Raw genomic sequence first — 15,122 nt, forward strand, 5'->3', positions numbered from 1 at the left:
CTGGCGTCGTCGTCGAAGGCCGCGCGGGAATATGACACTAGCAAGCCGGGCATTATAAGTAGCCGGTGCCAGGGCGACCAGCGTTAATGGGTAGTCGAGCACAGAGTACGTGCTTTTAAAACCGTTTAAAGCGCGAGTAAACCCCGTTATTTGCGCCATCAGGGTGGTTCGGGACACGTTATAAACAAGGTTCGTAAAAGACGAGCCACTGGCCGGAGAGCTCAAGTGCTGGGTTTTGGACATGCGACACAGGGTTTGATCGGCGTGGATATTACCTCCGCCACCGTCAAGCTGCTCGAGCTTGAGCGTCACAGTGATCATTGGCGGGTGGCCTCCTGGGCCGTACGTCCGCTGGTGGATCGCGCCGTGGTCGAGCGACGCATTCGTGACATCGACCAGGTGGTCATGGCCCTGTCCCGTGCCATTGACCATGCCGGCCCGCGTGCGCGCCGTGCCGTGGTGGCCGTGCCCACCGGCGCCGTGATTACCAAGGTGCTGAGCATGCCGGTGTCATTTGATGATAATGACATTGCCCAGCGTATTGCCATGGAATCGGACAAGCACATTCCGTTTCCGTTCAATGAAGTGACGCTCGATTTTCAGCGTCTGGGCGTCAATGCCCGCTATGACGATCAGCAGGATATCCTGCTGGTGGCCTGCCGACGGCAGGACATGCAGCAGCTGACCGACGTACTGGAACAGGTCGGACTCGAGCCTGCAGTGGTAGATGTCGAAATGTTCGCCATGGAGCGTGCCACCCGCTATCTGCTGTCCCGAACCCCCCATCACCCCGACCGGGGTAGTGCCCTGATCGACATCGGTGCCAGCATGACCGCCTTTCACATCGTGCATCGCGGTCGCATCGTGCATACCCGTGACAACGTCATGGGCGGGCGCCAGCTGACCGACGAAATTCGTCAGCACTATCGTCTGACCTTTGATGATGCCGGGCGTGCCAAGAAAACCGGTGATCTGCCGGGTTACCGTCAGCGCATTCTCCACCCCTTTCGGGAATCGCTGGTGCAGCAGATCATGCGCTCGCTGAAGCTTTACTACACCACGGCCGGTGCCTGCGAAATCGAGCGGCTGATTCTGGCCGGCGGCTCCAGCGTCATTGAGGGGCTGGCCGAGCGCCTGGCCGAGGAGAGCCGACTTGAGGTCGTGCCTGCCAATCCGTTTGCCACCATGCGTATTGGCAGCGGCATCGACAATGCCAGTCTCGCCCTGGATGCCCCGGCCATGATGACCGCCTGCGGGCTGGCCATGAGATCGCTGTCATGAGCACGGTGATCGAAACACCGGGCGATGTCCCGATCGATATCAACCTGCTGCCCTGGCGGGAGCAGGCGCGCGAGCGGCGCACCCGACGCTTTCACCTCTGGCTGTTGCTTGCCGTGCTTGTCGGGCTGGGTATCGGGTTTTTGTGCCAGTACTACCAGCAGTACCAGCTGGGTCGCGTCAATGCCGACATCGCTTATATCCAGCAGCGCACCGAAAGCCTTGAACACGACATCACTCAGGGGCATGCCCTGGAGGATCGGCGCCGCCAGATGCAGGAACGTATCGAGCTGATCCGGCAGTTGCAGTTCTCGCGCTCCCAGACCGTGGCGCTTTTTCAGGCGCTGACCGATACCCTGGTCGACGGTGCGGTCTACGACCGGGTGGCGCGCCATGACGGTCAGCTCGAAATCAGTGGGCTGGCGACCACCAACCGTCAGGTCTCCGATCAGATGCGCGCGCTTTCGAATGCGCCGGTACTGGGGGAGCCTCTGCTGCTGGACGTGCGTGCTGAAAACGAGCGTTCAAACCGTCGGCGCTTCAATCTGCAGGTGCCGGAGCACCCTTTGCATGAAATGCCGTCAGCTGCGACGACGACAGCGGAGGCCTCGCCATGACCCGCATCGACTGGCGTCTTGAATGGCAGCGGCTGCGTCAGGTTCGCCTGAGCGAACTGAGTCTTGAAGATGGCGGCAGCTGGCCCTGGCTTTTACGGGTACTTTTTTGCGCGCTGGTGGTGCTGGTGGTGGCGTTCGGGGCGCAGTGGTATCTGGCCGCCCCCGTCGCGCGTGATGTCAGTGATGCCCGTGCGCAGGTGGAAACGATGAAATCGCAGTACGCCACGCGCGCCTTTCAGGCGGCCAATCTGCCGCTGCTGGAAAGGCGTATGCAGGAACTGGATGCGCGCATGGGCGCGCTGTTGAGCATGCTGCCCACGGACAGCGAAGTCCCGGCGCTGCTCGATGACATCAGCGACGCCGCGCGCCAGCAGCAGCTCGACATCGACTTCATCCGGCTGGCCTCGACCGAGGCGCACCCTTTCTATATGACCCAGCCGCTGGATATTCAGGTGCGTGGCGATTACCACCACCTGGCGGCCTTTATTTCACGGGTGGCAGAACTGCCACGCATCGTGACGCTGCATGATTTCACCCTGGCGCCTGCGGACAGCGAGTCCCTGGCGCCCACGGACAGCGAGGCCAATGATGCGCTGGTGTTGTCGCTGCAGGCCGAGACCTATCGCTATGAGCCCGAACAGGCAGAAGCCGGCTCAGGCGCGGCGGTGACGCCATGAGGGCCTCTGCGTTGGTCATGCTGGCACTGTGCCTGGGGCTCTGGGGCTGTGAGCGCGACAGCAGTGCACAGCTGGATGCCGAGCTCGAGACACTGCGTCATCGTCCGGTCGGCCATCTGGATGCGCTGCCCGAGCAGCCGGTGTATCACCCTCTGCACTATGACGCCCATGAGCAGCGCAGCCCCTTCGCCGCCGCGCCTGGCATGGTGATGACCGCTCCCGTGGAGGCGACGCCCTCGGATGGCGTCAGACCCGACGCCGGCCGCGCTCGCGAGCCGCTGGAAAGCTACGCGCTCGCGACCTTGCGGCTGGTGGGCACCCTGAGTGTGGGGGGACGCACGATTGCGTTGATACGCACACCCGATGGACGGGTCGTACGCCTTGAGCCGCGACAGCACATTGGTGAAAACAGTGGACGGGTCACACGCATCGGCAGTGACCATATCGAGATTACGGAGCTGGCGCCGGATGGCCGCGGCGGTTTCAGCGAAGTCAGCCGCACGCTGACGCTGGGAGCAACCTCATGATACCCAAGGGTCACCCTTTTTACTGCGATCGGCCGTCGACCGGGCTGCACCTTCTGACGAAAGTGATGGGTCGCCGCCGATTCAGGCGTCGTGTCGTCACGCTTCTGACGGGGCTTTTACTGCTTCTGACGGGCGCGCTGGCGAGTGCTGCCTCGTTGACCGATATCTCGCTGCGCCCGGCAGGCCCGGGGCAGGAGCTCGTTCGACTGACCTTTGATGGCGCCGTCAGCGTGCCGCAGTCCACTCTGCTGAGTGCTCCGCAGCGGCTGGTGCTGGATTTCAACGGCGCCGGTAGTCGGTTGTCGTCATCGCGTGTACCGCTGGCCGGCGCCAGTGTCGATGAGGCCGAGGCACACGTTTCGGGCGATCGGTTGCGCGTCATTCTGGCCATGGCCCACCCGGTGGGCTGGCAGCTGTCTGCAGTGGGCAATGTGCTGGAGGTCAGACTCGGCGAGCGCGCGTCGGGCAGCGGTGCGGGCCGGGGTGGCGATCTTTTGCAGCGTATTGCCGCCGTTCAGGCGGGCGGTGCGGCCACACAAGCCCCTGATGACAGCGGGGCCTCGGCGGTCAGCGACGCCCGCGCCCGAATCGACAATATCGACTATCGCGTCGCCGGGCAGGGTGCCGGGGAGCTGATCGTGTCCCTGGATCGGCAGGGCATCTCGCCCCAGCTGGATGTGCAGGGCGGGCAGGCGCGGGTGCGTCTGAGCGGCGTGCGGCTGACACCACAGTGGCAGCGCATCATGGATGTCAGTGATTTTGCAACGCCGGTATCGCGTATTACGCCCTCACAGTCGGGCGAGGATGTCGTGCTCACGCTGGCCATGGCCCCGGGGGCTGTCGCGATGGCGACCCAGCGCGGTCGCGAGGCAGTGATTCGGGTGTCGTCGGCGGACTCGGCGGCCGCCAGTCAACAGCAATCGCAGTTTCCCTTTGACGGCAAGCGCATCTCGCTGAATTTCGAGGACATTGACGTGCGCACGGTGCTGTCGATTCTGGCCGATGAAGTCGGGCTCAATCTGGTGGTCAGCGACACCGTCAGCGGTAACGTGACGATCAACCTGCGTCAGGTGCCGTGGGATCAGGCACTTGATCTGATTCTGCAGACCCGCGGGCTTGCCAGTCGCCGCAGCGGCGACGTGCTGTTGGTGGCGCCCGGTGAAGAGCTGGCCGGCATGGCGCAGCGTGTTGCCCAGGCCGATCAGAGTCTCTCCGCCAACGAGGCGTTGACCACCGACTATCTACAGATGCGCTATGCCAGAGCGATCAATATGGCCGCGCTGCTGCGCGGAGAGCAGGGGCTGGGGCTGTTGTCCGAGCGCGGACACGTGTCGGTGGATGAGCGCACCAATACGCTGCTGGTGCAGGATACCCGCGAGCGCATCGAGGAGATCCGTCGCACCATCGATCATCTGGATGTCCCCGTGCGCCAGGTCCAGATCGAGGCGCGTATCGTGATTGCCCGTGATCGAGTGGTCAATCAGCTGGGTGTGCGCTGGGGCGTATCTCGTCCGGGAACCCCTTCCAGTGGCATCAATCTGGCCGGCGCCTCCAGTGGCGTGGCGGCCAATGGCGGGCTGAGCGTGGATCTGGGTAACAGCGTGGCGCCTACCACCGGTTTCAGCTTTGGCTATCTCTCCGGCGATGTATTGCTGGACCTGGAGCTCAATGCGCTGGAGTCCGAGGGCAAGAGCCAGACCATTTCCCAGCCCAAGGTGATCACGGCCAATCAGCATCCGGCCCTGATCAAGCAGGGGCAGGAAATCCCCTACCAGCAGGGCGGTGACAGTACGCTGACCGGCACGACCGTACAGTTCAAGGAGGCCGTGCTGTCACTGGAGGTCACGCCCCAGATCACGCCGGACAATCGCATTATCATGGATCTGATCGTCAACAATGACGACGTCTCCAGCAATCAGTACAACGGTGTTCCGGCCATTGATACCAATCAAATTCAGACCCAGGTGCTGGTCAATGATGGTGAAACGGTCGTACTTGGCGGTATCCTCTCTACCGAGCAGGTCAACAATTTGTACAAGACCCCTTTTCTGGGTGATCTGCCGGGCCTTGGTCGACTGTTTCGCTATACCGAACAGTCCAATGAAAAGGTAGAATTGCTGGTGTTCATTACGCCAAGGATCCTTGAGGACACCCTGACGGTGCGCTAATGCAGGCATTACCCAATCTGTTTCTGGTCGGCCCCATGGGGACCGGCAAAAGCACCATCGGCCGCACACTTGCGGCCGAGCTGCAGCGTGACTTCTTCGATAGCGACCACGTTATCGAGCAGCGCTGTGGCTGTAATATTCCCTGGATATTTGATGTCGAGGGTGAGGCCGGCTTTCGCCTTCGCGAAGCTCAGGTCATCGATGAAATTACCCGCTACCAGGGGATCGTGCTGGCCACCGGCGGTGGTGCGGTCATGCATCCGACCAACCGGCGCCTGCTGCGTGAGCGGGGCGTGGTCATCTATCTCTCCACCACCGTTGAGCAGCAGCTCAAGCGCACGTCGCGGGATCGCAACCGGCCGCTTTTACAGTGCGCCGACCCGGAGCAGCGCCTGCGCGAACTGCTGGAAGTGCGTGATCCGCTCTATCGTGACACCGCAACCCTGATTGTCAGCACCGACCGCCGCAGTCCGCGCTCGGTGGTGGCCGAAATTCGACGACGTACTCGCCGCTATGCGGGCTGCGTCTCGCGCGACTGTTGCGCCGATCTGTCGGGCTACTCGCTTTAGAGGCTGCCCGTCAGCGGCGGTGCCGGATGCCCCCATTTCCCCTTTACTGATCCAACGGATATCGCAGATGCAGACCCTCACGGTGGAATTGCCGGATCGTCACTACCCCATTCATGTCGGGCCCGGTCTTCTGGATGATGCCTCGCTTTTGACGCCGCATCTTGGCGGCCGTCAGGTCATGATCGTGACCAACGAGACGGTGGCACCGCTGTATCTCGAACGCTTGAAGGCGACCCTGACCGGTTTTGAGGTCCACGAGGTGATTTTGCCCGACGGCGAGGCGACCAAGAATCTCGAGCACGTCGAGCGCATCTGGGATGGTCTGCTGGCCGCCGGTTTTAATCGCCGCGCCACCCTGATCGCGCTGGGCGGGGGGGTGACCGGCGACATGACCGGTTTCGCGGCGGCCAGCTATCAGCGCGGCATTGCCTTTATCCAGATCCCCACCACGCTCCTGGCACAAGTAGACTCTTCGGTGGGTGGCAAGACCGGCGTCAACCATCCGCGTGGCAAGAACATGATCGGCGCCTTTCATCAGCCACGTGCGGTGATTGTGGATACCGACACCCTCAGGACGCTGCCGGCCCGTGAACTGACGGCCGGGCTTGCCGAGGTCATCAAGTACGGCCTGATCCGTGATGAGGCCTTCCTGACATGGCTTGAGAACAACATGGCCGGTCTGCGCGCGCTGGACGCCTCGCTTCTGACCGAAGCGATTTTGAAAAGCTGCGCCGTCAAGGCCGAGATCGTGGTGGAAGACGAGACCGAGCAGGGGGTGCGGGCCCATCTCAATCTGGGACACACCTTCGGCCATGCGATAGAGACGGCCATGGGCTACGGAAACTGGCTGCATGGCGAGGCCGTTGGTGCCGGCATGATGATGGCCACGGCCCTGTCGCATCGTCTTGGCTGGCTGGATGTGGCCGCCGTCAACCGGGTGGCGTCCCTGCTCGAGGATGCCGGCCTGCCGCGTCACGCGCCGGCGAAGGTCAGCGCCGAGCGTTTTCTGGAGCTGATGCATCTGGACAAGAAGGTGACGGATGCGCGTCTGCGGCTGGTGCTGTTAAAGGCGCTGGGTGAGGCCTGTATCACCGACGAGATCGATGAAGCACAGGTCCATGAGCTTCTGGAACACTGGGAAAGGCAGTAGTTTTATTCGTTTATTCTGATATGGTGTGATGTCTCTGATGGATGGCCGGTGCAACGACGCATCGGCCATTTTTTTAACTCAACTTTAGTAGTATCACTACATTGGCCGAGGCTTTCATTTATGAAAGTTTCAAGGGCCAAACGTCGCTTCAAATAATAATGATTCCTGTTGAGCGTCTTATTCCTGAGACCAAGGTCTTATTGTGAGATCAGACCGGTACTAAAAATTCCTTTCCTTTCAATTGTGTAAGTTTTGCCTTGCAGCAGCCGGGCCCTCTAGTCTCGCCCGATGGTTTCCAGCCGACACTTTGCCGGCAGGCCCCTTCATGACAACACACACGGGAGAGGAAAGGTGCTGACCCTCATAGGCCTTGCCATCATTATCACCATCGTGACCCTTTTGCTGTTTGAGAAGGTCATCCCGGTTATCGCGCTCAGCGCCATTCCCTTCGTTGGCGCGCTGCTGGCCGGTTTTGGCATCAGTGAGATATCGGAATTTTTTCAGCAGGGCGTGACCAAGGTGGCCGGCGTTGCCTTCATGTTCATGTTCGCCATCCTTTTCTTTTCGGTCATGAAAGAGCGCGGGCTTTTTGATCCGCTGATTACCGGCATGGTGAAGTTGACCCGTGGCAACGTGGTGGCCGTGGCGGTCATGACGGCGCTGGTGGCTGCCTGTGTGCATCTGGACGGGGCCGGTGCAGCCACCTTCCTGATCGTGTTGCCGGCGCTGATCCCGCTCTATCGTCGACTGGGCATGAACCCCTATCTAATGCTGACCCTGATGGCGACCAGCATGGGTCTTTTGAACATGGTGCCCTGGGGTGGCCCGATTGGACGGGCTGCCGCCGTCACCAATATCTCTCCCGACGAGCTCTGGCACGGGCTGATTCCGGTACAGCTGATCGGTGTAGGGCTGGCCGTGACTGGCGCGGCGCTGCTGGGGCTGCGTGAAAAGCGTCAAATCCAGGCCGCCGGCGGGGTAGAAGCCGCCATCGCACGTCACTATCCACCGGGCAGCAGCACGGATATTGCTTCCAATGGCACGGCCGCCGCCAATGAGACTTCCCACGACAGCGACCATGAACAAGAACCTGATACGCGTCACGGCATGCCGCGCTTTTACTGGATCAACGCGGCGCTGACGCTGGTCACGGTCGTGTCGCTGGCGCTGGGGCTGATGGCACCGGCCTATATCTTCATGCTGTCGCTGTCGGTGGCACTGCTGCTCAACTATCCGAGCCTGTCGGCGCAGTCACGCGTCATCACGCGCTACGCGCCGCAGGCGTTCAACATGGGGGCGATCATTGCTGCAGCCGGGGCCTTTCTGGGCATTCTCAACGGCACGGGCATGCTGGAGTCGATCGCGCTGGATGTGACGCACGTGCTGCCGGGCCAGGCCGTGGGCGTGCTGCATATTCTCGTGGGCATCATGGGGGTACCGCTGGAGCTTCTGACCAGTACCGATGCCTACTACTTCGCGCTGCTGCCGGTCATTCAGCAGATTACGGCCAGTGCCGGGGTAGATCCGATCTCGGTGGCCCACGCCATGTCGATCGGTAGCATCGTGGGCACCTTTATCAGCCCGTTCTCACCGGCGCTGTGGCTGGCGCTGGGGCTGGCCGGTCTCGAGATGGGACGCTATATCCGCTATGCCTTCCTCTATCTATGGGGATTCAGCCTGATCATGATGGTGGTGGGCTACCTGTTTGGTCTGTATTGAAACCGCGCTGCCGGCCATCCTGACGCTGGTGGTTGCATGGCAATGTCTGTTCTGGCCCGGAAGTTGTTTTCCGGGCCTTTTACGTCAGGGAGGGAGGTCGCGTGACGGCAGGGTGAAAACCAAAAAAGGCATGGGTCATGCACAAACGGCATGGGGTTGGTCGCCCTTTTATAGGGCGTTGAACGACTTTCGGCATCATTGAGGTGCAGGCCTAACGTCTTGAGAAGACAGTCTTTTTTATCAGATGGGGAACGTAACTCTTCGAAATGGAGCCGTTTTTTCCAAAACTCGGAGGGCGGCAGGGGGTTTGCCTCACGGGCCGTCTATCGTATGCTCGAAGCAGCTCTTTTCCCACCTCGGGCGCTCAAGAGGCGCTGTTTGAAATAAAAATAACCGATTAGAGTATCCTTCTTTTAGACCCATTACAACCGTGTCAATTTCTTGATGCTTCGCTTTTTAGCGTTTACGGAGAGGCATGTTCATGACAAGAGGTCTTCATCGGCCCGACGAGTTCCGAGACAACTGCGGTTTCGGCCTGATCGCTCACATGGAAGGGCAGTCAAGCCACGACCTGCTGGCCACCGCCATTGAATCCCTGACCTGCATGACGCACCGCGGTGGTATCAACGCCGATGGCAGGACCGGTGACGGCTGTGGCCTGCTGCTGGGCATGCCGACAGGATTCATGCGCGACATTGCCCGGGAGTCACTGCAGGCAGAATTGGGCGACAATTTCGCCGTGGGCGTGGTGTTCTTCCCCGACGACGACGACCGTGAAATGAAAGCGCGGGGCGTTGTCGAGGAAGAACTCGCCGCCCGCGGCCTTGCGTTTCACGGCTGGCGCGATGTGCCGGTAGACGACAGCGTCTGCGGGCCGCTGGCGCAGTCGTGCATGCCGCGCATTCGCCAGATGTTCGTGTCACCGGCCAGCGGTCGTGACAGCGACCTCGACTTCAATGTCGATCTGTACATGGCGCGCCGGTTTGCCGAGCAAAAGCTCAAGCGCGAGGAAGAGTTCTACGTCTGCTCGCTCTCCTCGAAGGTCGTCTCCTACAAGGGTCTGATGATGCCGGCGGATCTGCCGACCTTCTATCACGACCTGGGCGATGAGCGCATGGAGACCTCGATCTGCGTCTTCCACCAGCGCTTTTCGACCAATACGGCACCGCGCTGGCCGCTGGCCCAGCCGTTTCGCTTTCTCGCCCACAATGGTGAAATCAACACCATCGAGGCCAACCGCAGCTGGGCCAATTCCCGCAAGGAGAGCTTTACCACCGAGCGCCTCAAGGAGATTGCCGGCCTGGATGAGGTGGTCAATACCACCGGTTCCGACTCCTCCAGCATGGACAACATGCTCGAGCTGCTGCTGACCGGCGGCATGGAGCTTTACCGCGCCGTACGCCTGATGGTGCCGCCGGCGTGGCAGAACGTCGAGACCATGGACAGCGAGCTGCGTGCCTTTTACGAATACAACTCCATGCATATGGAGGCCTGGGACGGCCCGGCCGGTATCGTGCTGACCGACGGTCGCCACGCCGTGTGCATGCTCGACCGTAACGGCCTGCGCCCGGCCCGCTGGGTGATCACCGACAACGGCTACATCACGCTCGCCTCCGAAATCGGCGTGTGGAACTATCCCAGCGGGTCGGTCGTGGCCAAGGGGCGCGTGGGTCCGGGGCAGATCCTGTCGGTGGATACCCATACCGGCGAGGTGCTGCATACCCGCGATGTCGATGACAAGCTCAAGCGCGCTTATCCCTACAAGCGCTGGTTGAAGGAAAATGCCCACTATCTGGAGTCGGCGCTGACCGAGCTGGCGCAGTTCCAGCCGGTGGACGAAGGTCAGCTTCTGGCGATGGAGAAGATGTTTCTCGTCACCAACGAGGAGCGTGATCAGGTGCTGCGGCCGCTGGCCGAGACCGGCCAGGAAGCAGTCGGCTCGATGGGCGATGACACACCCATGGCCGTGCTGTCGCGTCAGCCGCGGCTTTTGAGCGACTTTTTCCGTCAGAAGTTTGCCCAGGTGACCAACCCGCCGATCGACCCGCTGCGTGAAGCGATCGTGATGTCGCTGGAGACCTGTCTGGGTGCCGAGCGCAGCGTGTTTGAAGCCACGCCCGAGCATGCCCATCGACTGATTCTGACCACGCCGGTGCTGTCACCGCGCAAGTTCACGGCGCTGACCGAACATGACGATCCGGTCTTTGCCAGCTGTCGCCTGCCGATGATGTATGACGGTGAGTCGATGAGCCTGAAAGAGGCCATCGTGCATCTGCGTCAGCAGGCCGAAGAGCGGGCGCGCGCCGGTTGCGTGGTGCTGGTGCTTTCCGACAACGGTCTTGAGAAGGGTCAGCTGCCGATCCATCCGGCACTGGCCGTAGGCGCCGTGCACCAGCATCTGGGTCGTCTGGCCCTGCGGCCGCGCGTCAACCTCGTGGTCGAGACCGGCTATGCCCGGGACGCCCACCAGATGGCGGTGCTCTTTGGCGTTGGCGCCACGGCGGTCTATCCGTGGCTGGCCTATCAGACCATGGCGGACATGTACCGCACCGGCGAGCTGACCGGTAATCCGGCGGATGGTCGCGAGAACTATCGTCGCGGCCTGCAAAAGGGGCTGTTCAAGATCCTCTCCAAGATGGGGATCTCTCACATCGCCTCCTACCGCGGCTCGCAGCAGTTCGAAGCCGTGGGGCTGTCTTCCGAGATCATGGATCTGTGCTTTCATGGCATGGCCTCGCGCATTGAAGGCACCGGCTTTGCCGAGCTGCAGCTTCAGCAGGAGCTGCTGGCCCGGGATGCGTGGACGGCGCGCAAGCCGATCCGACAGGGCGGTATCTATCGCTATGTCCACGGCCACGAGTATCACGCCTACAACCCGGACGTGGTCAAAAAGCTGCAGGAAGCCGTGCAGGAAGGCAGCTTCGAGAAGTGGAAGGTGTTCGCGGCACTGGTCAACGAGCGCCCGGTGGCGACCATCCGCGACATGCTCAGGCTCAAGGCCAGTGCCGAGCCGGTTGATTTGAGCGAGGTCGAGCCGGTGGAAAACCTGCTGCCGCGCTTTGACAGTGCCGGCATGTCGCTTGGTGCGCTCTCGCCCGAGGCGCACGAGTCGCTGGCTCAGGCCATGAACGAGGCGGGGGGACGCTCCAACTCCGGTGAAGGCGGGGAGGATCCCGCACGTTACGGCACGATTCGCTCGTCCAAGATCAAGCAGATCGCCTCCGGGCGCTTTGGCGTGACGCCGGCCTATCTGGTCAACGCCGAAGTCATGCAGATCAAGGTCGCCCAGGGCGCCAAGCCCGGTGAGGGCGGGCAGCTGCCAGGGGGCAAGGTCAACGCGCTGATTGCCAGGCTGCGCTACGCCGTGCCCGGTGTGACGCTGATCTCGCCGCCGCCGCATCATGACATCTATTCGATCGAGGATCTGGCCCAGCTGATCTTTGACCTGAAGCAGGTCAATCCGGCCGGGCAGGTCTCGGTCAAACTGGTGTCCGAGCCCGGCATCGGCACCATTGCCACCGGCGTAGCCAAGGCCTACGCCGACCTGATCACGGTGTCGGGTTATGACGGCGGCACCGCGGCCAGCCCGCTGACCTCGATCAAGCATGCCGGCTCGCCCTGGGAGCTGGGTCTGCCCGAGGTGCATCAGGCCCTGCGCATCAACGGCATGCGTGGTCGGATTCGCCTGCAGACCGACGGCGGCCTGAAAACCGGGCTGGACGTCATCAAGGCCGCGATTCTGGGGGCCGAAAGCTTCGGCTTTGGCACCGCGCCGATGGTGGCACTCGGGTGCAAGTACCTGCGGATCTGCCACCTCAACAACTGTGCTACCGGTGTCGCCACCCAGCATCAGGGCCTGCGTGACGAGCATTTCCGAGGCACGGTGGACATGGTCAGGAACTACTTCCGCTTCATCGCCGAGGAAGTACGCGAGCTGATGGCCATGCTGGGCGTACGCCAGTTGACCGATCTGATCGGGCGGGTGGATCTGCTCGAAAAGATCGAGGGCGAGACCCGCTCCCAGCGCGCGCTCGAGTTCGAATCGCTTCTTTATAACGATTTCGTCCCGGACGATGCGCCGCAGTTCTGCCAGGTAGAGCGCAACGTGCCTCACGATGGCGGTGAGAAGAACCTCGAGATCATGGCGCTCACGCGTGAGGCGCTCGAGGCGCAAAGCGGCGGCGAGTTCCATCTCACCACCACCAACTGCGACCGCTCGATTGGCGCCACGCTCTCGGGCGCCATCGCCAAGCGCTACGGCGAGGCAGGCCTTGAAGATGCGCCGATCACGCTGCGTCTCAAGGGCGTGGCCGGCCAGAGCTTTGGCGTGTGGAACGCCCGCGGGCTCAACATGTATCTCGAAGGGGATGCCAACGACTACGTCGGCAAGGGCATGAACGGCGGCAGACTGATCATCACCCCGCCGAAGGACAGCCGTTTCGAAAGCCGCCATACGGCGATCATCGGCAACACCTGTCTGTATGGTGCGACCGGCGGCACACTTTATGCGGCGGGCACGGCCGGCGAGCGCTTTGCGGTCCGTAACTCCGGGGCCTTTGCGGTGATTGAAGGTGCCGGCGATCACTGCTGTGAGTACATGACCGGTGGCGTGGTCACGGTGCTGGGCAGGACCGGGCTCAATTTCGGGGCCGGCATGACCGGCGGCTTTGCCTTTGTCCTCGATCTGGATCGCGAGTTCGTGGACAGCTACAACCATGAGCTGGTCGAGATTCAGCGCGTCAACACCGAGTACATGGAAGCCTATCGGCGCTATCTGCGTGAAACGCTTGAGGCGTATGTTGCTGAAACCGGGTCCGCCTGGGGGCAGGAGATCCTTGAGGATTTCACCGAATTTGTCCGCTATTTCTGGCTGGTGAAGCCCAAGGCCGCAAGCCTTGGAACCCTTCTGGCCGAATCCCGCCGCCGGCCCGAGTGAGGAGTGAATCCCAATGGCAGAACAGCTCTCCAACGATTTTCAGTTTATCGATGTGGGTCGCCAGGACCCGAAGAAAAAGGAAGCGCACCTGCGCGTGCAGGGGTTCGGCGAGATCTATGAAGAGTATCGCCCGCGCGACGCTGCAAGCCAGGCGCATCGCTGCCTGCACTGCGGCAATCCGTACTGCGAGTGGAAATGCCCGGTACACAACTATATTCCCAACTGGCTGAAACTGGTCACCGAAGGGAATATTCTGGAAGCCGCCGAACTTTCCCATCGCACCAACTCACTGCCGGAAGTGTGCGGGCGAGTCTGCCCGCAGGACCGCCTGTGCGAAGGCGACTGCACGCTCAACGACGGCTTTGGCGCGGTCACCATCGGCTCGATCGAGAAATACATCACCGACACCGCCTTCGCGATGGGCTGGCGTCCGGACATGTCAGGCGTTGAGTGGACCGACAAGCGCGTGGCGGTCATCGGTGCAGGACCTGCGGGTCTGGGCTGCGCCGATGTGCTGGTGCGCAACGGCGTCAGGCCCGTGGTCTATGACCGCTATCCGGAAATCGGCGGGCTTTTGACCTTCGGCATCCCCGAATTCAAGCTCGAAAAGCACGTCATGCAGCGCCGTCGCAAGGTGTTCGAGGAGATGGGCGTCGAGTTCCGTCTTGGCGTCAACATCGGCACCGACGTGGCGATCACCGAGCTTTTGTCAGAGTTTGACGCCGTGTTCATGGGCATGGGCACCTACAAGTACATGGAAGGGGGCTTCCCCGGCGAGCAGCTCGACGGCGTCTACAAGGCGCTGGACTATCTGATCGGCAACGTGAACCACAATCTGGGCTTTGCCAACACTGATACCGATTTTGTCTCGCTCAAGGGCAAGCGGGTCGTGGTGCTGGGCGGCGGCGATACGGCGATGGACTGCAACCGTACCGCGCTGCGTCAGGGCGCCGATGAGGTGACCTGCGTCTATCGTCGCGATGAGGCCAATATGCCCGGCTCGCGTCGTGAGGTGAAAAATGCCCGCGAGGAGGGCGTCGAGTTCCTCTTCAATCGTCAGCCCATCGCGGTGGTCGGCGAAGAGGGGCGGGTCGAAGGCATCAAGGTCGTGCGCACCCGCATGGGGGACCCGGACGAGAACGGCCGCCAGCGTGCCGAGGTGGTGCCGGATTCCGAAGAGATCATCGAGTGCGAAGCGGTGGTAGTGGCCTTTGGCTTCCAGCCTCACGAGGTAGACTGGTACAGCGACCATCGCGTCGAGATCGACGACCGCGGACGTGTCCTGGCGCCCGAGCAGGGTGATATGGAAATGAAGCGCTTTGCCTATCAGACCGGCAACGAGAAAATCTTTGCCGGCGGCGATATGGTGCGCGGGTCGGATCTGGTGGTGACCGCTGTTTTTGAGGGTCGCCAGGCCGCCGAAGGCATTCTGGACTACCTGCAGGTCTGAACACGACCGGGCAACCTTTCAAGGGCGTCGG

Annotated in this window: 10 protein-coding genes; all 10 read left to right on the forward strand. The window is 61.8% G+C overall.

Features of this window, described 5'->3' with window-relative positions:
* The first annotated feature begins 225 nt into the window (after window positions 1–225).
* The 10 genes from pilM (at window position 226) to Q0931_RS01290 (ending at window position 15,091) form a co-directional block, all read left to right on the forward strand.
* Window positions 226–1,281 (forward strand): type IV pilus assembly protein PilM, encoded by a 1,056-nt coding sequence (gene pilM, locus Q0931_RS01245; RefSeq protein WP_299256460.1) that lies wholly within the window; start codon window positions 226–228, stop codon window positions 1,279–1,281.
* The gene (locus Q0931_RS01250) at window positions 1,278–1,895 is read left to right on the forward strand and encodes a PilN domain-containing protein (RefSeq protein ID WP_299256462.1); all 618 of its coding nucleotides are present in this window, start codon (window positions 1,278–1,280) and stop codon (window positions 1,893–1,895) included. The genes pilM and Q0931_RS01250 overlap by 4 nt, the downstream gene beginning before the upstream one ends.
* Window positions 1,892–2,572: a type 4a pilus biogenesis protein PilO gene (locus Q0931_RS01255; protein WP_299256464.1), complete on the forward strand. Its 681-nt coding sequence runs from the start codon at window positions 1,892–1,894 to the stop codon at window positions 2,570–2,572. Before Q0931_RS01250 ends, Q0931_RS01255 begins: the two co-directional genes overlap by 4 nt.
* Window positions 2,569–3,099, forward strand: a complete 531-nt coding sequence (locus tag Q0931_RS01260; protein ID WP_299256466.1) for a pilus assembly protein PilP — start codon at window positions 2,569–2,571, stop codon at window positions 3,097–3,099. The genes Q0931_RS01255 and Q0931_RS01260 overlap by 4 nt, the downstream gene beginning before the upstream one ends.
* A complete protein-coding gene (pilQ, locus tag Q0931_RS01265; RefSeq protein ID WP_299256468.1) occupies window positions 3,096–5,267 on the forward strand; it encodes a type IV pilus secretin PilQ in 2,172 nt (723 codons plus the stop codon). Before Q0931_RS01260 ends, pilQ begins: the two co-directional genes overlap by 4 nt.
* Window positions 5,267–5,836 carry a shikimate kinase AroK gene (aroK, locus tag Q0931_RS01270; RefSeq protein ID WP_299256470.1) on the forward strand — a complete coding sequence of 190 codons (570 nt, stop codon included), beginning with the start codon at window positions 5,267–5,269 and terminating at the stop codon, window positions 5,834–5,836. Before pilQ ends, aroK begins: the two co-directional genes overlap by 1 nt.
* 67 nt (window positions 5,837–5,903) lie before the next feature.
* Complete coding sequence (gene aroB, locus Q0931_RS01275) at window positions 5,904–6,986, forward strand: 3-dehydroquinate synthase (protein WP_299256472.1); 1,083 nt, start codon at window positions 5,904–5,906, stop codon at window positions 6,984–6,986.
* A gap of 351 nt (window positions 6,987–7,337) precedes the next feature.
* Window positions 7,338–8,705, forward strand: coding sequence for a citrate:proton symporter (locus Q0931_RS01280; protein WP_299256474.1), 1,368 nt, complete (start codon window positions 7,338–7,340; stop codon window positions 8,703–8,705).
* A gap of 481 nt (window positions 8,706–9,186) precedes the next feature.
* On the forward strand, window positions 9,187–13,641 hold the full coding sequence (gene gltB, locus Q0931_RS01285) for a glutamate synthase large subunit (protein ID WP_299256476.1): 4,455 nt from the start codon (window positions 9,187–9,189) through the stop codon (window positions 13,639–13,641).
* Window positions 13,642–13,654: 13 nt separating this feature from the next.
* On the forward strand, window positions 13,655–15,091 hold the full coding sequence (locus Q0931_RS01290; RefSeq protein ID WP_299256478.1) for an FAD-dependent oxidoreductase: 1,437 nt from the start codon (window positions 13,655–13,657) through the stop codon (window positions 15,089–15,091).
* Window positions 15,092–15,122 lie beyond the last annotated feature (31 nt).

This window comes from uncultured Kushneria sp., from assembly GCF_947497025.1.
Classification (GTDB): Bacteria; Pseudomonadota; Gammaproteobacteria; order Pseudomonadales; family Halomonadaceae; genus Kushneria.

What these genes read in the sequence shown, in the direction of transcription:
- Q0931_RS01250 (WP_299256462.1), top strand. Translation starts at nt 1,278, where the DNA reads ATGAGCACGGTGATCGAAACACCGGGCGATGTCCCGATCGATATCAAC.
- Q0931_RS01255 (WP_299256464.1), top strand. Translation starts at nt 1,892, where the DNA reads ATGACCCGCATCGACTGGCGTCTTGAATGGCAGCGGCTGCGTCAGGTT.
- Q0931_RS01260 (WP_299256466.1), top strand. Translation starts at nt 2,569, where the DNA reads ATGAGGGCCTCTGCGTTGGTCATGCTGGCACTGTGCCTGGGGCTCTGG.
- pilQ (WP_299256468.1), top strand. Translation starts at nt 3,096, where the DNA reads ATGATACCCAAGGGTCACCCTTTTTACTGCGATCGGCCGTCGACCGGG.
- aroK (WP_299256470.1), top strand. Translation starts at nt 5,267, where the DNA reads ATGCAGGCATTACCCAATCTGTTTCTGGTCGGCCCCATGGGGACCGGC.
- aroB (WP_299256472.1), top strand. Translation starts at nt 5,904, where the DNA reads ATGCAGACCCTCACGGTGGAATTGCCGGATCGTCACTACCCCATTCAT.
- gltB (WP_299256476.1), top strand. Translation starts at nt 9,187, where the DNA reads ATGACAAGAGGTCTTCATCGGCCCGACGAGTTCCGAGACAACTGCGGT.
- Q0931_RS01290 (WP_299256478.1), top strand. Translation starts at nt 13,655, where the DNA reads ATGGCAGAACAGCTCTCCAACGATTTTCAGTTTATCGATGTGGGTCGC.